16 protein-coding genes and 1 tRNA gene are annotated in these 20,855 nt (G+C 52.6%); 7 read left to right on the top strand and 10 right to left on the bottom strand.

Annotated features, from left to right (window positions below):
- The first annotated feature begins 91 nt into the window (after nt 1-91).
- The gene (locus tag HA43_RS00605) at nt 92-772 is read left to right on the top strand and encodes a YecA/YgfB family protein (RefSeq protein WP_094110695.1); all 681 of its coding nucleotides are present in this window, start codon (nt 92-94) and stop codon (nt 770-772) included.
- 491 nt (nt 773-1,263) lie between these two features.
- Here HA43_RS00605 and HA43_RS00600 read toward each other — a convergent pair whose 3' ends face one another.
- Nucleotides 1,264-2,310 (bottom strand): DUF1176 domain-containing protein, encoded by a 1,047-nt coding sequence (locus HA43_RS00600; RefSeq protein WP_094110694.1) that lies wholly within the window; start codon nt 2,308-2,310, stop codon nt 1,264-1,266.
- Between the two features lie 105 nt (nt 2,311-2,415).
- Nucleotides 2,416-2,793, bottom strand: coding sequence for a DUF1090 domain-containing protein (locus HA43_RS00595; RefSeq protein ID WP_094110693.1), 378 nt, complete (start codon nt 2,791-2,793; stop codon nt 2,416-2,418).
- Nucleotides 2,794-3,193: 400 nt separating this feature from the next.
- Between HA43_RS00595 and HA43_RS00590 the strand changes: the two genes are divergently transcribed.
- Nucleotides 3,194-4,384: a hypothetical protein gene (locus HA43_RS00590; protein WP_094110692.1), complete on the top strand. Its 1,191-nt coding sequence runs from the start codon at nt 3,194-3,196 to the stop codon at nt 4,382-4,384.
- Nucleotides 4,385-4,501: 117 nt separating this feature from the next.
- Here the strand turns inward: HA43_RS00590 and HA43_RS00585 are convergent, their stop codons facing one another.
- The 4 genes from HA43_RS00585 to HA43_RS19035 all read right to left on the bottom strand — a co-directional run bounded on the left by HA43_RS00585 (nt 4,502) and on the right by HA43_RS19035 (nt 9,994).
- A complete protein-coding gene (locus HA43_RS00585) occupies nt 4,502-5,818 on the bottom strand; it encodes an McrC family protein (protein ID WP_094110691.1) in 1,317 nt (438 codons plus the stop codon).
- Entirely contained in the window at nt 5,815-7,878 is a 2,064-nt protein-coding gene (locus tag HA43_RS00580; RefSeq protein WP_094110690.1) for an McrB family protein, read from the bottom strand. The genes HA43_RS00585 and HA43_RS00580 overlap by 4 nt, the downstream gene beginning before the upstream one ends.
- A 329-nt stretch (nt 7,879-8,207) precedes the next feature.
- A complete protein-coding gene (gene symE, locus HA43_RS00575; RefSeq protein WP_094110689.1) occupies nt 8,208-8,540 on the bottom strand; it encodes an endoribonuclease SymE in 333 nt (110 codons plus the stop codon).
- A gap of 224 nt (nt 8,541-8,764) precedes the next feature.
- Nucleotides 8,765-9,994, bottom strand: coding sequence for a restriction endonuclease subunit S (locus tag HA43_RS19035; RefSeq protein ID WP_211279565.1), 1,230 nt, complete (start codon nt 9,992-9,994; stop codon nt 8,765-8,767).
- A gap of 830 nt (nt 9,995-10,824) precedes the next feature.
- Between HA43_RS19035 and HA43_RS00565 the strand changes: the two genes are divergently transcribed.
- Entirely contained in the window at nt 10,825-11,358 is a 534-nt protein-coding gene (locus HA43_RS00565) for a hypothetical protein (protein ID WP_094110688.1), read from the top strand.
- Between the two features lie 834 nt (nt 11,359-12,192).
- Here HA43_RS00565 and HA43_RS00560 read toward each other — a convergent pair.
- Nucleotides 12,193-12,276, bottom strand: a tRNA-Leu gene (locus HA43_RS00560).
- Nucleotides 12,277-12,506: 230 nt separating this feature from the next.
- On the opposite strand from HA43_RS00560, the gene HA43_RS00555 reads away from it, so the two are divergent.
- From HA43_RS00555 to HA43_RS00545, 3 genes are all read left to right on the top strand, one after another.
- Nucleotides 12,507-13,025 carry a YjjA family protein gene (locus HA43_RS00555; protein ID WP_416339812.1) on the top strand — a complete coding sequence of 173 codons (519 nt, stop codon included), beginning with the start codon at nt 12,507-12,509 and terminating at the stop codon, nt 13,023-13,025.
- A gap of 149 nt (nt 13,026-13,174) precedes the next feature.
- On the top strand, nt 13,175-13,810 hold the full coding sequence (locus HA43_RS00550; protein ID WP_071669124.1) for a hypothetical protein: 636 nt from the start codon (nt 13,175-13,177) through the stop codon (nt 13,808-13,810).
- A gap of 55 nt (nt 13,811-13,865) precedes the next feature.
- Complete coding sequence (locus tag HA43_RS00545) at nt 13,866-14,543, top strand: MarC family NAAT transporter (RefSeq protein ID WP_065650243.1); 678 nt, start codon at nt 13,866-13,868, stop codon at nt 14,541-14,543.
- A 363-nt stretch (nt 14,544-14,906) separates the two neighbouring features.
- Here HA43_RS00545 and HA43_RS00540 read toward each other — a convergent pair whose 3' ends face one another.
- From HA43_RS00540 to HA43_RS00530, 3 genes are read right to left on the bottom strand one after another with little or no spacing between them, the layout of a single operon-like run.
- Nucleotides 14,907-16,151 carry a c-type cytochrome gene (locus HA43_RS00540; RefSeq protein ID WP_094110687.1) on the bottom strand — a complete coding sequence of 415 codons (1,245 nt, stop codon included), beginning with the start codon at nt 16,149-16,151 and terminating at the stop codon, nt 14,907-14,909.
- Between the two features lie 4 nt (nt 16,152-16,155).
- On the bottom strand, nt 16,156-17,925 hold the full coding sequence (locus HA43_RS00535) for a GMC family oxidoreductase (protein WP_039382349.1): 1,770 nt from the start codon (nt 17,923-17,925) through the stop codon (nt 16,156-16,158).
- 33 nt (nt 17,926-17,958) lie between these two features.
- On the bottom strand, nt 17,959-18,690 hold the full coding sequence (locus tag HA43_RS00530) for a gluconate 2-dehydrogenase subunit 3 family protein (RefSeq protein ID WP_071669127.1): 732 nt from the start codon (nt 18,688-18,690) through the stop codon (nt 17,959-17,961).
- Between the two features lie 651 nt (nt 18,691-19,341).
- Between HA43_RS00530 and HA43_RS00525 the strand changes: the two genes are divergently transcribed.
- Nucleotides 19,342-20,844: a helicase HerA-like C-terminal domain-containing protein gene (locus HA43_RS00525; RefSeq protein WP_094110686.1), complete on the top strand. Its 1,503-nt coding sequence runs from the start codon at nt 19,342-19,344 to the stop codon at nt 20,842-20,844.
- Nucleotides 20,845-20,855: the final 11 nt, after the last annotated feature.

Below are 20,855 nucleotides of genomic sequence, written 5' to 3'. Positions count from 1 at the left end.
AAAATTGCAAATAATCGTGATAATGCCGCTATAATCGCGCCATGAGATGCGGGCCTGGCCCGTACAGAATATTACGTGCAGGAGAGAACTGATGAATCAGGGGCCGTTAACGGAAAAAGAGCTGAACTGGCTGGATGATATGCTGGAGAAGTATGGCAATGCGCACTCCGTGGTAGATACGGCCGAGCTGGATGGGATGCTGACCGCCCTGCTCTCCGGCCCGAATGATATTGAACCCAGCGAGTGGCTGGTGGCGATGTGGGGCGGCCAGAAGCATATCCCTAAATGGGCTAATGAGCGCGAGATGGATCGCTTTATGACCCTGACCTTTCAGCACCTGAATGATATTGCTGAGCGTCTGGCCGATTTTCCGGAGCAGTTTGACCCGCTGTTTGGCCTGCAGGAGATGGAGGGCCAGGAGTTTACCGTGGTCGAAGACTGGTGTTACGGCTATATGCGCGGCGTCGCGCTGGACGCCGACTGGTCACAGCTGCCTGAATCGCTGCAGCCGCAGCTGCAGGCGATTGCCCTGCACGGCAGCGAAGAGCAGCGCGAAGCGCGCGAGGCGCTCGATCCGGACGCGTTCGAAGCGAGCATGGAGGCGATCCGCCCGGCGGCGCTGGAACTGCACGAATACTGGCAGGCCGAGCGCATGGCGCAGCCCGATCCCGAGCCACAGCTGCCGTTCTTTGCCGGTGACAAAACCGGACGCAACGATCCCTGCCCGTGCGGCAGCGGCAAAAAATATAAGCAGTGCTGCCTGAATAAATAACCTGCGTTGGGGTCGCATAAATGCGGCCCCTACAAATGCCACCGTAGGGGCGCCATTTATGGCGCCCTGGCCACACCGCGCACCTGACCCTGGGCCGCATTAATGCGGCCCCTACAATAATACCCGTAGGGGCGCCATTCATGGCGCCCTGGCCACATCCGGCACATGCCCCCGGGCCGCATTAATGCGGCCCCTACAGCAATATCCCCAGGGGCGCCATTCATGGCGCCCTGGCCACACCGCGCCTAATCCAACCCGGGTCGCATAAATGCGACCCCTGCGGGTATCGCGCTCAATCCACCCCGGGCCGCATTAATGCGGCCCCTACGGGTATCGCGCTCCATTTTATCTCGGGTCGCATAAATGCGCCCCCTACATTGGTATCCGTAGGGGCGCCATTCATGGCGCCCTGGCCACATCGCGCACCTGCTCCCTACAAACGCCGCCACAGGGGCGCCATTTATGGCGCCCTGGTACCGTGCGTTCTGCAATCAGGGAGCGGGTCTGACGTCGCTGACTAATACCGGCAACTGCCAGGCGCCGCCGGCGCGGATGGCGCGGCACATGCCGGTGGTAGCATCGCTACTCTGTACAAAACTGCGGCCATCCCAGACCCATGCGGCGGTACTCCAGCAGTCGCCAATGCCGCGGCCTTTCTGCGCTTCGCTGATCGCTCCGGCGTGATAATCGGAGCCGGAGTCAGTGATCAACTGCGGTGACCCCTGCAGCGCGCTATCCATCAGCCAGTAGCCATACCCTTCGTTATAGGCGCCGCGCCAGCAGAGGGCGGCGATCAGCACGTGGTCCGCATCCACAGCGGTCAGCGTCGGCGGCTCTGCGCCCTCTTCCGGCTGATCGTCTGCCGGTGCGAGATTATCGCAGCTGTCATCATCCGTCAGCGTAGCGATAAGCGCCGGCTTGATCCGCGCCAGCTCCTGCGGCGTCAGCGGACGCGGCTTTGCCTCAACGGTTCTGGCCTGGATAATCACCGGCATGGGTACGGCGGGCGGCACGCTGCTTTCCGGCTTGCTGCCTTTACGCACCAGCGCACCCGGCGTGCCGATGCGCCCCTGCGCCTCATCCATTTTCAGCAGCACGGCAAAAGCGCCGTTGGCAGAGAGATCAAACGGCTCGGCACCGCCACGGAACTCCACGCTGCCGCTGCCTTTAATGGCAGTGATAATCGACCGGGTCTGCGCATCGGTCAGCGTCCACTCATCGTTATCAGCCTTTGCCAGTTCACCCAGCGGGCGATCGTCGATCCAGAGCGTCAGCGTATCGACCTGCTTTGAGTCATCATCGCCGGTATCCGCCAGCACCACCCGGCCATGCGTCGCCGTATCCGGCCCGCCCGCCCGCGTCAGCAGCACCGATCCCCCCGCGCCCTCTTCCGCGCTGTAGCCTGCCGCACGACAGGTCAGCGTGTTATCGCACGCCAGCTCCCACTCTTTGTGAGCAAACGAGACGCCCTCTTCAGCTATCGCCGGTAACATCAGGGCGTTAAGCAGAGGGAGCGCCAGCAGCAACCGTATCTTCATGCCATGTTTTCCATCAGAATAAAGCAGCAGTGTGAGGATTTTTTGCAGGCAGGAGAAGTGAATTTTTACAGCGGCAGAGGCGCACGCACCTCTGCCGCTCAGCGCTTAGCGGCTCAGTTCCGCCTGCGCGTCAGCCAGCTCTTCACGCGCCTCAGTGAGTTTGCGCTGCTGTTTTTCAATCTTATCGCGGCGGCCGCTGGCCTGCGCTTTTTGCAAATCCGCTTCGCGCTCGGCCACTTTCTGCTGCTTCTCCGCCACTTTCTCCTGACGCTCCTGCAGCAGGCCCGCATCGGTGCAGTGCTGCTGATTTTCACGCAGCGCTTTTTCCAGCCCGTTAATGCGCGCTTTATTGCCATATTCGCGCGCCATCTCCAGCTCCTGCTGGATCGACTGCTGTTTCTGCTGACAGCCGCCGGCAGCCTGCGCGGCGGTGGCAGAGAGCGCTGCTGCCAGTGTAATCAGTGCAATCGCAGTTTTTTTCATGGTTTCATCCTGAAGGTAGAGTAAAGCGCTTATTATACGGCGGGTTCTTAACAGATTCTTAAAAGCGCAGCGCGGCAAAGAGAAAAAGCGGCTTTTTTGATCCGGATCAGGTTTGTGGCTTTCTGCTGTGGGAGGCGGATGGGGTATCCGGAGAGTAGCGGTATGTTGCTAACAGCGCCTGTAGCCGCAAACTGAAGTTCATATAAAAAGACGTCTGCGGGGTATGTAATGCCACATCAGCAAAAAATGTATATAGCTTTGCATGCAGGATTCAGGCAGGCAGATTTGCTTTCCTCAAATGCAACAACCGGAGACAATCACCCGGCAAGGCCTTAATGCGCCATGCCTGTAATACATTGATTAAAATAAAAAATGTCAAGATTTGGATGGGTATCAGAATATGGAAAATAACAGAATCAACAAGCGATTTATAAAACTGCGCGCCTGGTTTTTAACGATCCTTACACCCGCATTTGCGTCAACGTCAATTGCAGCGCTCTTCGTATGGTCGCACCTTGCACGTATCGGGCAAACCGGACTATTTTTTGACAGCATCTCTTTCTCGTCACTGTTTGGTTACCTGATGGTCTTTGCCTGTGTCAGCATGCTTCTTTTTTGCATTGTATTATTTATGCCCTCGCTGCTGACCGGACTTTTTATTTTCAACTATCAGGGGGAAAGTCGTTTTCGTGACGAGCTGACAGAAAACAATATCAAAATAGTTCTTCTGACCTCGCTATTATCAACGCTAATAATTTTTGGCTATTTCTTTCTCATGCGTAACTCAGAAAGAGAAGTTGCACAGAATGTATTCCTTCAGTTAAGTACTATCTGGCTTTGCAGCTTTACACTTTCTCTTTGGTTCAATGGCTCAATAACATACAGACAGGTAAGCACGGAAAATAAGAGAAAGAAGATAAAAAGCTTTCTTTTCATGCATGTTTTACAGCCAACTCTTTTCTCTCTTGCAGCCTGTATATATATTTTCCCTCTTGAATTATTTCTTCGCACCCTGGAATTCCCGGAAGGGACAAACGAGTTCTGGCAGGCGCTGACGGTAATATCACTGTCTATTTTTCTGATTATTTTCTCACTGATACCTGGCGTTGTGTTCCTCAGATTAAGATACCGAACTACCTTATTGCATCAGGTAACAGTGACTGGTGGAATAATGGCTGAAATACTATTTATCATTTTTACATTTGTGCATATGGTACCTGCTCTGATACTAACGATGTTCCTTAAAACGTCCGGGATAATGGATCTGGCCCCTCATATCTATGGCGTCCCGTCCGCATCCTATCCTGCTGAATATTTCAGAGATTCAGCCTGGCAGGAAGAACGATCTTCAGATAAAAAATACTACCTGCTTAAGGCGGTAAAAATTTATTCGCTCGGAGACATACGCCTGATCTGTCCGCTGAGCATTATTCAATCATATAAAGATAGCCTTCAATATCAACTCCTGGATACCGACTATGATGATAGTGTTCGCAGCAGGCTTCAGGATGCAGTTTCCCGATGCCGCAGGGTAAAGAGTCAGGAACTGCTGACACTTGAAAAATTACCACAGGCGGAAACCAAAAAGTAAACCAGCAAGAAATGCGCAGCGATGTCCACTCAGAAAAAAGTGAACATCGCCGCATTGTTGCGAGGATATTACCTATCAATGATATGGCTAACTATGGGAAAGATAAAAGCAGGAATTTTAAATCAGGCTTTTCCCCTCAGGAAAAAGCAGGCCAGAACTTTGCAAACTGTCACCAACGAAAAATGGCACTACCCATAAACGCAGCGGGTTTTCCTGTTGATGGCTGAACTCATAGGGATGAGGCAACGGCTGTTTAAAACCCTCATGTGAAGGATAAATCAGCCGCATATCTCCTGCTCCTTTTTGATAGTTAACGCCATAGGCCAGCATCTGGTAAAGGTCAGTCTGCGACTGTTCGAGTGTCGCCTTTCCGCCTTCGACCATTTTCCATTTAACATCACAAATCATCGCCTGCTTCTCACACTCCCTGCGAGGTTGCAGATAGATATCGGGTTTGAGCTTAAATACACCTTTGCCATTAAGACGAACCAGGGTATGCGAATCCACCTGAGCCTTCACATGCCAGTTATCGTTATAATGATGACGCATCCATGCAGTTACAAAAGATTCAAACACAGCTTCCATAGGGAAAAGTAGTGAAATAGCGTTAGCATCACCCTGCATACAGTGAGGTGACTGCCCCAGAAGAATCAGCTTCGCCCATGCCAGCGCATGTTCATAATGGTTCATATGCCGGTCGAGACGTACCTGGCCGAAGGCAACACTGACATCATTGACAGATGTAATGTCGTCAAAATACATTTTCAGGGAGTTAATTTGCAGAAGTAATTGAGGGTTACTGACCTGCCGATAGATTTTATCAATCGCAGTTTTGAGTATCCGGTTTTCAGGACGATCGGCGCTGTATTCATCAAACTCCACCTGAAAACGATCCCGACGCACGCAGTTTTTACTTAACTGCGCTGAGACCCTTAACTTTCCTTTCATCCAGGGGAGATTATCCTGCTGGCGTATATAGTCGCGCTTGAGCCCCTTCCTCACAATCTGCTGCACACTATCGATAAACTGCTGAATAAAAATATCCATCAGCGGCATTTTCGAGGTTCTGACACTGGATACGGACGTGGCGATATGACGAAAGGATTTTAGCGTACGCAGCATCATTAAAAGCTGCCGGCGTGCAGTGTCAACGTTATCATCATGTCGCCCGGTTTTAGGCAATACTTCGATAAACGCATTCCCCGGAAGAGAGATAACGCCAGCATAGTTTTTTACCTGCAGCGTTTTCACGCCACGTTGACTGCGCAGGGTGAGCAGACGATGGGTATTATCCGCATCATCACTCAGGCAGCGCTGTTCAAGCCACCCGAACAGATGTGCAGGTAGTGCGAGCGCATAATTTACGCGCCCGCTGTCTTTGTCACTGACCAGATATCCATATTCAAAGACTGTAAAACGCTGCCGCGAACTCATTTCCCCGGCTCCGCATCCTCTTTATGTGGAACATAGATTTGTTGCCAGGCCAGCGGATTGTCCCAGACTTCGTCTTCTTCAGGAGTAAGCTGGAAACTGGCACCGATCTCATGCAGTTCATCGGTCCCGCTCTGACCAAAGAGATCAGCAAACTTTTTCTGGTCTTTTACCTCGCGCACAAACTGAAGGTGAGATTTGTTATCCTTTTGGTTATCACCCAGCACCATGCGGATTTTTTGCCAGTCGTTGTAGAAATACTCTTCCAGCAGCGGCAGCACCTTGTTTCGCATGATCCGTTTGAGTCGCTCAAATGCCAGGTCCTCATCATCCTTCGCCTGAACAACCGGGATGAAAAAGGCATGGCCCAGGGTATGCTCACGGTCATACAGTACCTGGATACGATCATTCAGGGTCTGCAGCAGACGTTTCAGGTCGATACCTTTAACAACGGTATCTTTAAGAACATCGGTGTCAGGCAGCATGGCCTGAAACTCGAATCGACGACGCAGTGCAGTATCCAGTGCAGTAAGCGAACGATCGGCGGTATTCATGGTGCCAATCAGATAAAGGTTGTTCGGTACGCTAAACGGATCAGGAGAATAAGGTAGCATCACACTTAACGCCTCTGGCTCTCCGGCACGTTTAGACGTCTCTATCAGCGTGATCAGTTCGCCGAAGATTTTGGAGATATTGCCACGGTTAATCTCATCAATAATCAGGACATAGTTCTGCCGCTTTTCCGGTTCCGGTCCCTGTGAATGTGAAGGTAATTTTTCTTTTTCAATCAGGTGATGAAGAATGCTGCGCACATAGGACGGGTTGTGTACTTTTACCTGCGAGTCCTGGTACATCAGGCGAATATCTTTAAGGTAAGCATTGTAACCTTTCCCTAAATCCGCTTTTTTCGATTGCAACGGAAAAATGCCAAAGCAGGTCTTGAGTTTGTAAGCCAGCTGGAAGGCCTTACCATGCTGCGTTTTCAGGGTAATGCTTCCCTCTTCAGCCAGACGCTCTTGCAAACGGATTAGCGCATCATCAAGCTTTTGCTGAACCCCGGCGTGTCCAAACGTAGCATCTTCACAGATCTGCTTAAAAATGCCCGGTTTGATTTCGTAGCTGACGCCACCATCTTCGGTGGTTTCCGCTCTTAGTCCCTCGATAAACTCTTCATAGCCAAAACTTTGATGGAAGGTAATAAAGCGCACGCGTTTTTCAGCAACCAGACGGTCATAAATCGTTTTCAGCTCGCGACGTCTTTCGCTTTCATCTTTACCTAACTGCTGTGAATAAGCTGCAGGTTCGCAAGCGCGGACAGCCAAATCGATAGTACGGTACGTTTTACCGGTGCCTGGAGGGCCGTAGAGGATGGTATTTTTGGGCAGTTGTGGAGTGGCAATTTCCTCGTCCTGATCGTCCTCGGCCACAGCAGCCTCGCTGCCAATAGAGGCAATATCATTCTTCCCGGGAATAACCTGCTCGTAGAGATGCCAGAGTGACATATTCAGTTCAATAGGATCAACATTATCCCCCAGCGCCTGGTGTAAGGTTTTTTTTAGCACTATGTTGCTGGCGAACCACTCTTGTCCCTGAGGTAGACCAAGCTGAAAATGGTTATTACAGTAGTTGTAGCTGCTGAAAAAGTTGCTGATATTCACGACGCTGGTAATTTGCGAAGGGTAGAGCGCAGCAAAAGCACGATGGCAAAGCGCCCGGTAAACCTTTTTCAATACTCCGTTTGTTTTCAGTTGAATCAGGTGCTTAATCACCTGTTCATAATTCTTCTGCGTGCATCCTTTCGCAATCTGAAGAGTAAGATCGAGCAACTCGTCCTGTGCATTTTCGAATTCAGCCAGGGACATGCCACCCTGCCTGAGGCTGGAGATACCATTACTACGTTCGTACCAAATCTGCCGGATCGTATCCGCCGAAAAATTGGGTTTTTCGGCCTGGATCTGTTCTGCCAGCTGACGATAGCGCTTGCCCCATCTTGGGCTGTATTGCGTGTTTTTTGCAATATGAGAATGAAAGAAAGGGGCTAATGCAGCGGGATCCTGAACCATCACATACTCCATGTGTAAGGCGATTTAGAAATGAGATAAATACATCTTATCGGAATAATCTTAATCAAGTCACTATTCATTTAACGTTAGCAGCAACGAATTCAGATGAGTATGAATGAATAAAGTACTGGCGCATTAACTTTGCATCAAAGTGGTATCATTTTGATTTCAAATATAATGTTTCTTTCCAGTCAGGCAATATGGCGCTGACCTGTAAGGAGGGGAACGTGGCCAACAGCGAAGAATGCTGAGCAACCGATGTGCTGGCGGAGGTGATCGCTTCGTGATAGTTAACCGCTCCCGATGCGATGTCGGGAGCTGTTTCTTATTCAGACGCCTTTTTGCTTACCGGATATAACCTGAATAAACTCCTGCACCTGCTTTTGTTTCCGTGCCGACAGCTTGCATGCCTGACGCAGCGACTGCATGAGTTCAGACTCTTGCTGTTGGGCGATGAGCACAATGCAGCCTTTCATTACCTTCACTTCAACTGCCATGCCACTGGCAAAACCAGCCTCTTCCAGCCATTGCCCTTTCATGGTAATAGCAGGAATTTGACGATAATCCGGATAGCGGCTCGCATAGCCAACGGTTGTTTGGCGATTATTTGTCGCAAAGACTTCTGGCTCAGCAGATTGTGCAATAGAATGCGTGTTAGTCATGATTACTATTCCTTCTAAATAGTAGTTGTGATTAGCGGCGCGGGTGTGTTGGCGCACATCCGCGCCGCGCTAAATACCTGTACATATCATCAGTAAAGTGATGGAAAGTCCAGTTTAAAATAGTGCGAAATAAGCTATTTATAAAATCATTTGAATATAAAAATTACGCTTTTGTTGGCAGGAAATAATAAGCAGCGCACCAGTAAGGTGCGCAAAAATAAGGATCAGGATTTTTTACGCGAGGCTTTTTTACCTGTACTGGCTGCCCGTTCGCCTTTGATTTTTTCCAGCAACGCGGCGGCGCTGTTTTCACCACTAATTAACTCCGGGTTTTCTGCCCGCCACTCGGCGGTGAGTTCACCACGGAATGCTTTTGCCAGAATCGATTGCGTCAGATTATTGACGCGGGGAAGTGCGTTGTTGACCTGTTTTTCAATGGTGTCGGCGTAGGCGAAGAGTTGTTCTACGCGGCGAACGATTTCCTGTTGCTCCTCTATATGAGGTAATAAAACATGTAGCGATAGCCACTCAGGGAAATAAACTGTTGTATGCGTAGAGCCTTTACCAAATTTAAACAATGATTCTTTTTCAGCCACAAATAGCCACTTTAACCAATCGGCATAAATTACTTCTGATGGTAGCCAGTTTACAAAATCTTGGCTCGTTGCCATAGATTTCCCCATCTTTACAACATATCCTACGGATGCTGTCCTGCTTATACAAATGGTACCTTCAGGTAATAATCTGCTTGCAGAATTAGCTATACCAAGCTCATTAGTTTTTTGCTCTGTATCCAATATAGTTGAAGCATGATTTTTGTTGGCATCCTTGATTCCAATCCAGCAAATATCGCCTCCCCAGTATTCTGGTTTACTTCGACTTGGAGTGTGACCAGATTCCATTCGTGCAACATCAACGAGGGGTACCCACTGCCATTCTAAGACTTTAGATTCTTTGGGATTACCTACAGCTGTCGCGTAAGTGCCATGTATTAATGATGCAGAGCGCGATTTCCAGCGTGCGGGACGAGGTAGCGGAACATGATTTTTTAATAAATTCTGTGTTGTTTTGCTGGGATTTTCGTTTTGCCATACTTTAGTTAATTTACCTTCTACCGCTGCAGCCAGCACGGCCTGACGAAAACGCTTCAGGATTTTGGGGATTTGCTCAAGACGTGCTTTGGTGCTGTCTACCTGCGCCAGCAGCGTATCAAGTTTTTCAGCGATGTTTTTTTGTTCTGTATGTGGGGCGATAACGAAGGGCAACGTTTTAGCAGAGCTACCTGAGATCTCTTTAAATGTCTTACCTGTACCTTTTTCTTCCGCAATATCTATTATGTTAAATGCACGTAAAAATAGTCCGATTCGCCAGGCGTTTGAGTAATTTTTCCTGTCGTGTGTGTGTCGTCTGGTCTGGGCGCTGTGTTGGTGCTCTGCGGACGCTCTCAGGGTCATGAGGTGCTGATGTGCAGGCAGGCCGCTATGTGTCTGGCGTGGGCATTATTCACCGCTGCCGCGCTCAACTTCATGGCGACTCGGAACTCGGAAGAAAATTGATGCTTAAGTGATTGATATATTTTCCAAAGATGATTGTATCCTGTCAGCCCAGCCATGCCACGCCCAGCAGATCCCCAAGAGAGCCAGAGATATTTTCCAGCCCTTCTATATATAGAGGCACCCGGCATCGTGAATTCGCGCCCGGGGGCGGTTGATTTTGTGACAGGATTATCATTGGCAACTTGAGTATCAGGCATCAGCCAGATTGGATAAATGACGAACAACCATCCGCAGCGTTCACGTATTTTGGGCGATTTTCGTCAACAAGTTTACCCTGTTGATTTAACCCCTGTTTTTATAGACATGTGAATTAAACCGCTTTAAACGCGCTGTAAACGATTGTCGTTGTTTAGCTAGCTATACATCAAAAACTGTTAGAAAAGCGCTGAGAATCGATCTGACGAACGATGAAGACAGAAAATGTGCATAATTGGATGGATTTAGATGTGCATAACGTAGGGGACGTGGTAGCATTGGAATGCTGGTGATCATAGATCCCAGAAACGAAAAAGCAGCTATCAGGTAAATGGCCTAGGAACCGACACCCGATAGCTGCTCATGCTCCAGTACAGAGACTGAATCGGCCCAACCAGATTTTGCACATCTGGTTAAGCCGTTGCGGAAGATTACGGCTAATTGACGTAGATTTCCAGAAGATTTTGCATTTATGCAAATCTAGATGACATCTCTGATCTGGGTTGATCCGTACTATATCGGAGTAACTCATTATGACAGATAAAGATTTTAATCAGCGCAAAGTAACCGACGACTACGCACCTGAACAAGCCCTCATCAAGTTAGCTTCTTTCTTTGATGGTCACCCATCGGCTTTAGAAGCAGTTCAATGTCTCAACCGTACTCAAGCCTGTGTACTCGCTGCTCTTTTAGACAGTAAATCCATTACGACATCGGGTTATACTATTCCTGCTGATTACGGTGTAAAGCGAGCTTCTGCTGTGATCCATGCCTTAGAGAAGGAATACTCCTTCCCTATCTCAAGTCGCCGTGTCGAAACAGAGTCAGATGTGGGGAACCGGACTAAACAGTCACTCTTTTTCATTACCCCAGAGGATCAAGAAAGGCTTAAAGCTGAGCCGGAAGTGGTATTCAAAGAACGTCATGACAGTGCCTGCCGTAAAAAGGAAAGCCAAGCTCAGAAAGATATCAGACGATTGGTGAAAGAATACGGTGAGGATGGTGTTCAAGAACTTCTGAGAAGAGCGGCAAACGACGAAGCTGGCCCGGATTCTAACGCAGGTTGATAGCGTGAACTTTAATCTTGGTTGGGGCTTCGGCCTCAACCAATTCTAGCTATCGATCAACGCGGAAAACGTATGAGTAAGGTGCTCAGCTTGATGAATATGAGACTCGATGGACTCACAGTGATTTAAAGTGTTGTAGAAAATCCGCATCTAATGTGTCGTAATCCCACTCCTGCTGGCGCAGGTCTCGAAGCCTCTTCCTGTTTAATTTAACACTACGCGTGTTACGTTTAGCCTCGTGTGCAAGCAATCGACCTTCAACTACCTTTAGCACCTTCTTCTTACGCATACATCACCAGAGTTCAAATTCCACTCTATTTTAGTGCGCTACCTGTTTCAGGACAATAGTAGCCATAAAGCCCCGTTGGTGGTAAGACAACAAGCGGAGCGGAGCGACATCATCAGGTTTATGTCAGTCAGTGAAGTTTATCAGGATAACCGTGTACCCTTGCGGGAGCGTGGCTGAAACGCTGGCAGAGCTTGCATTTGGTGTGCAAGTACCGAGACCACCATAAAACCTGTTTATCCTCTGCATTGTCATCACGACAGGTAGCATTAAGAGGGCATCGGGCTGAAATGCGATTCACTGAAAGTTTGCGGGAGAGTTTTGAGACGTTGGCTACGTCATTAGCTTCAAGTTTGATGCTGAACGGTGCGACTGTTCACGCTTATACATGTTTGAGCCTAGAATTACACGCCGCTGGAGGTTAACATCCCGATTCGCCACTACTAACCACAGCGGCAATTTCAGGCGAAGCGAAGATAGCAATTTTCCCGTGCAGAAAAGACAGAAACTTTTTTCTAATCCATTGATTTTACAGGAAAATGAATAGATGGTGCGAAGGCCGGACTCGAACCGGCACGTATTTCTACGGTTGATTTTGAATCAACTGCGTCTACCGATTTCGCCACTCCGGCATGGATAAGGATACGGAAAACGCTGGCGATTATACCGTTACCCGTGGGGTGTGCAACCGCTATTGAGCAGCGCGTGCGCTGAGCGTTGAAAAAAACAGCGTCATCATCTCATCTGAAACCAGAACACTCTCAATCTGCATGGCCCTGCCCCCTTCTCCGGAACTTTCTGAGATCTTCCTCCTCATATCCTGCATTATCGGCGTCTGAAAGACGGAACCATGAGGTTACACATGAATAAATCAATGCAACGCGGCGTTTGGGCATGGGGTATGGCGGCAGCACTGGTCGCGGGCAGCGCGTCGGCGGCGAGCTGGCAGGATCAGCTGAGCAGCGCCGCTTCACAGCTCTCGCAGCAGCAAAACAGCAATACCACCAGCAGCAATGGCGCGCAGAGCGGAGGGCTCTCGCTCTCCACATTGACCGGCCTGCTGAACGGCGGCGATAAAGCGGTAAGCGCCAGCAATATGACCAACGCGGCGGGCGTGATGGAGTACTGCGTGCAGCATAACGTGGTGGATAACAACGTGAAGTCGGTGAAAGAGCAGGTGCTGAGCAAACTCGGCCTGAGCACGCCGGCGGCGCAGGAGCAGAAAACTGATTATCAGCAGGGTATCGCGGGTCTGCTTAATACCGGTAACGGCCAGCAGCTTAACCTGCAGAGCCTGAGCAACTCGCCAATGGGCGAGAAGCTTAAAACCAAAGCGTGTGATGTGGTGCTGAAGCAGGGCAAAAAATATATCGGCATGTAATCAGCGCCGTGTGCCGGGGCGCTCTCCCGGCCTTATCGTGCTGATGAATGAGATTTTTTATGGCCAGATGCGTACGCTGCTGGCCTCCCCATGTTTTTCTGTGCGCCCTGACGCTATAGTGAGATTTTGTAGCAAACAGGACAGCGCGCATGAAAGGCATCAACATAGCGATTTACTTCGATCCCGATCTGATTCGACTCTGCGTACATGAGCAGGATGACAGCTACCTCAACCAGACCTTTCAGTATGACGACAGCGTCATTGAAGAGATCTATCAGTGGCTGGAACAGTACACGCCAAAGCGCACCCATATCTGCCTGATTGAGCACGACACCGCTGATATCCTCGCCGATGAGCTGACCGATAACGGCTATCACGTCCATCAGGTGAGCCAGCATGACCTGCTGAGCTGGTTCGCCAGCGAGCCGCCCGCTACGCCGGATGGATCGCCGGTGCGCGCCCTGCTGCGCTATCTCGAGAGCGAACGCCCGGCGGAGTATGAGTCGCGCACGCCGCAGATCGAAGCGCTGATGGATCTGCTGGATGAGCTCGACGCGCTGGAAGGCGTGGATGAGGTGGAGGATGAAGATAGCCTGCCGGATAACGTGCTGCGCCTGATGAAGCAGAAAAAAATCAGCGCTGATGATGCCGCGCAGCGCCTGCTGCCGGAGGTCAATGAGCGCATTCGTGAACACCTCATTAACTACCCCGAACTGATGACGCCCGAGCTGCTGGAAGATTTTTTCCCCGAGATGATCGAAGCGCTCGATACGCCAAAGCACTGAGTAATACATCCTGTCACAGGGCTGCGCACGCGGCCCTGCCCTGCGGAGATGCATGATGCTGGAACTCTTCAAAGCGATAGGCCTCGGGCTGGTGGTGATCCTGCCGCTGGCCAACCCTCTGACGACCGTGGCGCTGTTTTTAGGGCTGGCGGGCGAGATGAATTTTCAGGAGCGTAACCGTCAGGCGCTGCAGGCGTCGGTCTATGTGTTTCTGATCATGATGGTCGCCTGGTACGCCGGCAACGCGGTGCTGCACACCTTTGGCATCTCGATTCCCGGCCTGCGCATGGCGGGCGGACTGATTGTCGCCTTTATCGGCTTTCGCATGCTGTTTCCGGCAAAACCGGTCGGTCATTCGGTAGAGGCGCGCCATAAAAAAGATGAGCAGGATGCCAGTGACGATCCGCGCGAGACGGTGAATATCGCCTTTGTGCCGCTGGCGATGCCGAGCACCGCCGGTCCGGGTACCATTGCGATGATCATCAGTTCAGCCTCAACGGTGAAAGCCGGCGTCGATTTCCCCGCCTGGGTGGTGATGGTCGCCCCGGTGCTGACCTTTCTGGTGGTAGCCCTGATTTTATGGATTTCACTGCGCAGCTCCGGCGCGATTATGAAGCTGGTGGGCAAAGGCGGCATTGAAGCGATTTCGCGCCTGATGGGTTTTCTGCTGGTCTGTATGGGCGTGCAGTTCGTGATCAACGGCGTGCTGGAAGTGGTGCGCACGTTTCATTGAGTTTGGTGCGGGCATCGGCAAGGGCGCCATGAATGGCGCCCCTACGGGGCCGGTGTAGGGGGCGCATTTATGCGCCCCTGGTTAAATCCGGGCGTTATCGAATGTCGTATGAATCCCGTAGGGAGGCGCATTTATGCGCCCCTGGTTGAATCCGGGCGTATTGAATGTTGTGCGGGCATCGGCCAGGGCGCCATTAATGGCGCCCCCACGGGGCCGGTGTAGGGAGCGCATTTATGCACCCCTTGCTAAATCCGGGCGTTATGGAATGTCGTGCGGGTATCGGCCAGGGCGCCATTAATGGCGCCCTTACGGGGGCGGTGTAGGGGGCGCATTTATGCGCCCCTGGTTGAATCCGGGTGACGATTAATGCAGGGTTTTGCGGACGTCGGCGACCTGCTCTTTGGTCACGGCCGGGGCGCGGTTGCTCCAGCCCTGGCGAACGAAGGTGGCGAGCTGTGCGACCTCTTCATCGCTCAGGCGCTGGCCGAAGCCCGGCATCGCCAGCGTCGACGGCGCTTTAGCCGTTGAAGGCTGCTGCGCGCCGACGAGGATCGTGTGGATCAGCCCCGTCGGATCGCCTGCGTTCACGATCGTTGCCTGATCCAGCTCGGGGAAGATCCCCGGCGCACCCTTACCGGTCACGAAGTGGCAGGCGCCGCAGTTGTCGAGATAGAGACGCTCGCCTTCGCTCAGGTTCTTCGCGGCCGTCAGCTTCGCTTCGGTCTGCTGCTGCGCCTGCACGTTGTAGGCCTGCAGCGGCGGGTTACCGCCGAGGAACTTCAGGTAAGCAGCAATCGCTTTCAGATCGGCGTCGGTCATATGGGAGCTGGAGTGCTCAATCACCGACTTCATCTCACCGCCTACGGCAGCTTTATCGTTCCGCCCGGTCTGCAGGTAATCGATCACCTCCTGCTCGCTCCAGTGCGGCATGCCGCGCAGCGACGGCACATCCCAGTTATTCAGGCTGCCGCCGGCAAGAAAGGTTTTGTCGCTGCTGTCGAGCGATTTCTCATTCATACCGAAACCGCGCGGCGTATGGCAGCTGCCGCAGTGGCCAAGACTCTCAACGATATAAGCCCCGCGATTCACTTCAGCAGAAGCGCCGCCAATCGGCTGAAACGGCTTGTCGGAGGTAAACGCCCAGTTCCAGAAGCGCATACCCCAGCGCTGGCTGAACGGGAAGCTCAGCTTCGTCTCCTGCGGCTGTTCGCTGCTCGGCTTTACGCCCTTCATAAAGTAGACCCAGAGCGCATGCATATCAGCATCGCTGATCTTCGCATAGTCCGGATACGGCATGGCCGGATAGAGGCGTGAACCATCCGGCAGCACCCCTTTACGTACCGCGTCAGAGAACTGCTGTTCGCTGTAGTTACCGATGCCGTGCGCTTTGTCCGGCGTGATGTTGGTGGAGTAGATCGTGCCCAGGTTCGATTCAATCGCCAGCCCGCCCGCGTACGCCGCTTTACCTGCCACGCTGTGGCACGCCATGCAGTCACCCAGCCGCGACAGATACTCACCCTGCTTAATCAGGGCCGCTTCATCTTCCGCCTGCGCCTGCAGCGCCACGCCGCTCAGCGCCAGCGCTACAAGTAATGTTAGTTTTTTCATCTGCTTATGCCTGTACCAGTGGGCCGGGGTTCTTCAGATACTGCTCTTTGATCGCCTGCGCCGCCATCAGGGTGATCGCGCCGATGGTATCGGTCGGGTTCGCCTGGAAGTTTTGCGGGAAGGCGTTGCCGCCCGGCACAAAGACGTTATGCACGTCCCAGCTCTGCAGGTATTTGTTCAGCGCCGAGGTTTTCGGGTTATCGCCCATCACCGCACCGCCCACGTTGTGGGTTGAGACATATTTGGTGAGGTCAAAATCGGCGCCCATCGGCAGGAAGCTCATGCTCATGCTGTCCGGGTTCAGCTCTTTGGCAATATCGCCCACGATGCCTTTCAGATGCTGCTGCAGCTTCAGCTCGTTCTCTTTCCAGTTAAAGGTCATACGCAGCAGCGGGTTGCCGCGATGATCGGTGTAGTGCGGATCGAGATCGAGATAGATATCGCGATAGGACTGGCAGGTGGTGGTGATGCTGATCTTCATCGAATGGTTGTACCACTGCTCCAGCCCCTCTTTGTATCCCATGCCCCAGGCAGGCGTGCCTTTCGGCAGCGCAGCGGCCATCGGCGTACCGGTCGCCTGCGAGCTGTGGATCTTGGCGCCGCCGAGGAAGCCGAGGCCCGGGCCGTCGAAGTTGCCTGGTGAGATGTCATTGAACATCTGGCCGGTCGCGCCGGCGGTGGCGTAAGAGTTAAAGTTCTTATCTTTAAAGAACAGCGTGGCGCCGCCGTTGGAGAGAAACGCATAGTTGCGCCCTACCACACCCTCTTCAGTGATCGGGTTATACGGCTTGCCGATGCCGGAGAGCAGCATCAGACGCACGTTGTAGAGCTGGAAGCTGGAGAGCACCACAATTTTGGCTGGCTGAAATACTTCGTTGCCATCCGCGTCGTAATAGATCACGCCTTTTGCGGTTTTGCCATCATCGTGCAGCACGACTTTAGCCACTTCAGCGTTCACTTCGTAGGAGAAGTTCGGCAGACGCTTCAGCGCATCCATCACCGCCGTCTGCGGTGACGCTTTGGAGTAGTTCAGGCACGGATATTTTGAGCAGTAGCCGCAGTAGTTGCACGGTGCAATCTGGTTGCCGTAAGGGTTTTTCCACGCGCGCGATACGCAGGCAGAAGGGTTCGGGAACGGATGATAGCCGAGCTTCTTCGCCGCCTCTTTAAACATCACGTTGTTAAGCGTATCGTCCAGCGCCGGCAGCGGGTAAGGCTCTGAGCGCGGCCCTTCAAACGGATCGCCGCCTTCAAGGATCTGACCGCGCAGATTGCCGGTGGTGCCGGACTGCCCGCAGATCAGCTCAAATTTATAGAAGTAAGGCTCAATCTCTTCCCAGCTGAACGGGAAGTCCATAACGCGCATATCATCCTGCAGAATGCCCGGCTTATACGCCTGATCAACATAGGTTTTCAGTTTGATATCGGTCGGAGTCGGACGGATCAGTACCGCTGTCCAGTGCATGCCTGCGCCGCCCACGCCGGTGCCAGGTGCAAAGGCGCCCCATTTGCGGGTAGGCAGCGCGGTCTGGTCCATATTGTAACGCACCGTCACCGCCACCTCTTTCGGCGTGGCGAAGACTTTATTACGCACGTTGTAAGCGTATTCATCGGCCGGTTTCGGGTAGGCGAAGTCGGGATAGTCACGCTCGCCGCCGCGCTCCAGCGCGCGCACCTCAAGTCCGGCCAGCGCCAGCTCGATACTCATCAGCGAGCCGGCCCAGCCGAGGCCGCATACAACGACATCGACTTCTTTTTTTGTAATCTGTGCCATGTTAGTTCTGTCTCATATACCAAATAGGGAAATTCAGGCGCGCTGGCCCAGCAGGCTGACCGGTCCGAGCGGATACGGCACGTTGTGCTGCTTCACCCATTCGGTAAAGCTGGCGCGGGCACCCGGGAAGCCGATAGCGATCCACGCCTTCATACCTTTATTACCGCCGTACATCGGGTCGGCAAGATAGCCATGTTTGGTATCAGCCAGCAGCTGGCTGAAGAACTGTGAGGCTTTCAGCGACGGCTCGCCCAGCGCCGCAAAATCGAGGCCATCATTCTTGTTGATACGGGTCAGCACGGCATCTTTCTCTTCCGTGCTCAGCTCGTGGAAGGCTTTCTGATAGGTCGTCTGCGTCCACTGCTCCACCAGCTTGATGGCGGTGCGGTACATTTGCTGCGGCGTAAACGGGATCTGATAGCCCATGGTCGCCGGGGCGTGCACATCAAACGGCCCCTGCAGATAGATTTCTGCACCGAACTCCGGCGTGTGCAGCTGCTGGTCGATAAAAATTGGCACGTTGGTTTCCAGCGCGCCGGGCGCCTTGCCGCTGCCGCCAGCCGGGATCAGACGGTCGGTTGCCGCCAGGATAAACTGCCATTCACTGGCGCTGAAAAAGATCGGTTTATAATCGGCGAGTTCCGGCGCAGCCATTTCTGCCGCCTGCGCGGCGGTAACGCCTTTTAATAAAAGGTCGCTGACCGGCAAAGCCAGCAGCGCCCCGAGTAAAAATTTACGTCTGGTGGTGGGTTTTTCTAACAGCATGGCGCGACAATTCTCACTAGCTAAGAAAGATAATTTATATTTTTGTTAATGACGTTATAAATCGGCAAACAAGCGGGCAATCTTATGGATACAAATATTTCAGGATGTAAAAATTAAATTTAAAATGTGTTTAAGTGAAGGATGGTTATTTTTTTACAGTGTCATGCGCGTGCAACAGTGCCATTTATTAACTGAAATTGTGGTTTAAACCCGCTAAAAGCAGGGGTTTTTAGCGCTTTATCTTGGTATAACGCTGAAAGCGCTGTATTAAAGAAATAATCGCCTGGCGCAACTGTTGAAAATAAATCACGCTTAACATGCAGTTATTGTGAGCGTAAATATTCACCTTTGTTAACTTTGAGCCAGATTTCTCTCTATCTGCGTTTTATTTATCCAGCTGGCGTAGAAAAATCAGGCACAATAATTAATTTCGGGTATTAATTTTATATTCTGGCAATGCTCAGCATAAACCAGCTTATTGATGTGGTACCGTCTGTCTTTATTTGCCGGGAGGATGACGTCGATCCCAGCGCCCGCATCTTTGCCTGTAACCTTCCGGTGGCCTCTGCTTTTTCAGGCAATCAGTTGCGCTACCGCAGGCTGCGCTTGCTATCCTTGGTGTCATAACGCATTGCTGAAGAGCGAGAGATTATGACCACCCCTCTGCTGATTGCTCAAACCCACGATATCCGGCTGTCGCTGCTCCCGGCGATGGCCAATCGCCACGGGCTGATCGCTGGCGCCACCGGTACCGGCAAAACCGTTACGCTGCAGAAGCTGGCAGAATCCTTTTCACAGGCCGGCGTGCCGGTATTTATGGCTGACGTCAAAGGGGATTTAAGCGGCATTGCCACTCCCGGCAGCGCCTCTGAGAAGCTGCAGGCGCGGCTGTCACAGATTGGCGTCAGCGACTGGCAGCCGCATGACAACCCGGTGATGCTGTGGGATATCTTCGGTCAGCAGGGCCACCCGGTACGTGCCACCGTTACCGATCTGGGCCCCCTGCTGCTGGCGCGGCTGCTGGGGCTGAATGAGGTGCAGTCGGGCGTATTGCAGATTATTTTCCGCATTGCAGACGATCAGGGGCTGCTGCTGCTCGATTTCAAAGATCTGCGCGCGATGACGCAGTATATCGGCGACAACGCCAAAGCGTTTCAGACGCAGTATGGCAACATCAGCAGCGCATCAGTGGGTGCGATTCAGCGCGGCCTGCTGGCGCTGGAGCAGCAGGGAGCGGAGCATTTTTTTGGTGAGCCGATGCTCGATATCCGCGACTGGATGCGCTGCGACGAGCAGGGCCGCGGCTATATCAATATTCTCGCAGCAGAGCGGCTCTATCAGATGCCTAAACTCTACGCCACCAGCCTGCTGTGGCTGCTGGCGGAACTCTATGAGCAGCTGCCGGAAGCGGGCGACCTGGATAAGCCGAAAATAGTCTTCTTCTTTGATGAGGCGCATCTGCTGTTCAGTGATGCACCGCCCGTGCTGCTGGAAAAGATCGAGCAGGTCATCCGCCTGATCCGCTCCAAAGGCGTGGGCGTCTGGTTCGTGACGCAGAACCCGTCAGATATTCCGGACAAGGTATTAGGCCAGCTTGGCAATCGCGTGCAGCACGCCCTGCGCGCCTTTACGCCGCGCGACCAGAAAGCGGTAAAAAGTGCCGCTGAAACCCTGCGCGCTAATCCGGCGTTCGATGCCGTAACGGCGCTTCAGGCGCTCGGTACCGGTGAGGCGCTGATCTCTTTCCTCGATGAGAAAGGCAGTCCATCCATCGTGGAACGCGCTATGGTGATCGCCCCCGGCTCACGCATGGGGCCGCTGACGCAGGATGAGCGCAACGACCTGATCAACCATTCGCCGCTTTATGGCAAATATGATGAGGAGGTCGATCGCGAGTCGGCGTTTGAGCGCCTGCAGCAGGGTGTTGCCGCCGCACCGCAGCAGTCAGCGGCGCCGGACGTTAAAGGCGCCGACGTGAAGGTAGACAGCGGCATTCTTGGCGGTCTGAAAGATATTCTGTTTGGCACCACCGGACCGCGCGGCGGTAAACGCGACGGCGTGGTTCAGAGCGTGGCCCGCAGCGCAGCGCGCCAGGTCACCAGCCAGATCGTGCGCGGCATGCTGGGCAGCCTGCTCGGCGGGCGCCGCCGTTAAGGACTCTCTGC

Source organism: Pantoea eucrina (assembly GCF_002095385.1).
Classification (GTDB): Bacteria; Pseudomonadota; Gammaproteobacteria; order Enterobacterales; family Enterobacteriaceae; genus Pantoea; species Pantoea eucrina.
This window is presented reverse-complemented; position numbering and strand designations above follow the sequence as displayed.

Coding starts and splice junctions, on each gene's coding strand:
- HA43_RS00605 (WP_094110695.1), top strand. CDS start 92: ATGAATCAGGGGCCGTTAACGGAAAAAGAGCTGAACTGGCTGGATGAT.
- HA43_RS00600 (WP_094110694.1), bottom strand. CDS start 2,310: ATGAAGATACGGTTGCTGCTGGCGCTCCCTCTGCTTAACGCCCTGATG.
- HA43_RS00595 (WP_094110693.1), bottom strand. CDS start 2,793: ATGAAAAAAACTGCGATTGCACTGATTACACTGGCAGCAGCGCTCTCT.
- HA43_RS00590 (WP_094110692.1), top strand. CDS start 3,194: ATGGAAAATAACAGAATCAACAAGCGATTTATAAAACTGCGCGCCTGG.
- HA43_RS00585 (WP_094110691.1), bottom strand. CDS start 5,818: ATGAGTTCGCGGCAGCGTTTTACAGTCTTTGAATATGGATATCTGGTC.
- HA43_RS00580 (WP_094110690.1), bottom strand. CDS start 7,878: ATGGTTCAGGATCCCGCTGCATTAGCCCCTTTCTTTCATTCTCATATT.
- symE (WP_094110689.1), bottom strand. CDS start 8,540: ATGACTAACACGCATTCTATTGCACAATCTGCTGAGCCAGAAGTCTTT.
- HA43_RS19035 (WP_211279565.1), bottom strand. CDS start 9,994: ATGACCCTGAGAGCGTCCGCAGAGCACCAACACAGCGCCCAGACCAGA.
- HA43_RS00565 (WP_094110688.1), top strand. CDS start 10,825: ATGACAGATAAAGATTTTAATCAGCGCAAAGTAACCGACGACTACGCA.
- HA43_RS00555 (WP_416339812.1), top strand. CDS start 12,507: ATGAATAAATCAATGCAACGCGGCGTTTGGGCATGGGGTATGGCGGCA.
- HA43_RS00550 (WP_071669124.1), top strand. CDS start 13,175: ATGAAAGGCATCAACATAGCGATTTACTTCGATCCCGATCTGATTCGA.
- HA43_RS00545 (WP_065650243.1), top strand. CDS start 13,866: ATGCTGGAACTCTTCAAAGCGATAGGCCTCGGGCTGGTGGTGATCCTG.
- HA43_RS00540 (WP_094110687.1), bottom strand. CDS start 16,151: ATGAAAAAACTAACATTACTTGTAGCGCTGGCGCTGAGCGGCGTGGCG.
- HA43_RS00535 (WP_039382349.1), bottom strand. CDS start 17,925: ATGGCACAGATTACAAAAAAAGAAGTCGATGTCGTTGTATGCGGCCTC.
- HA43_RS00530 (WP_071669127.1), bottom strand. CDS start 18,690: ATGCTGTTAGAAAAACCCACCACCAGACGTAAATTTTTACTCGGGGCG.
- HA43_RS00525 (WP_094110686.1), top strand. CDS start 19,342: ATGACCACCCCTCTGCTGATTGCTCAAACCCACGATATCCGGCTGTCG.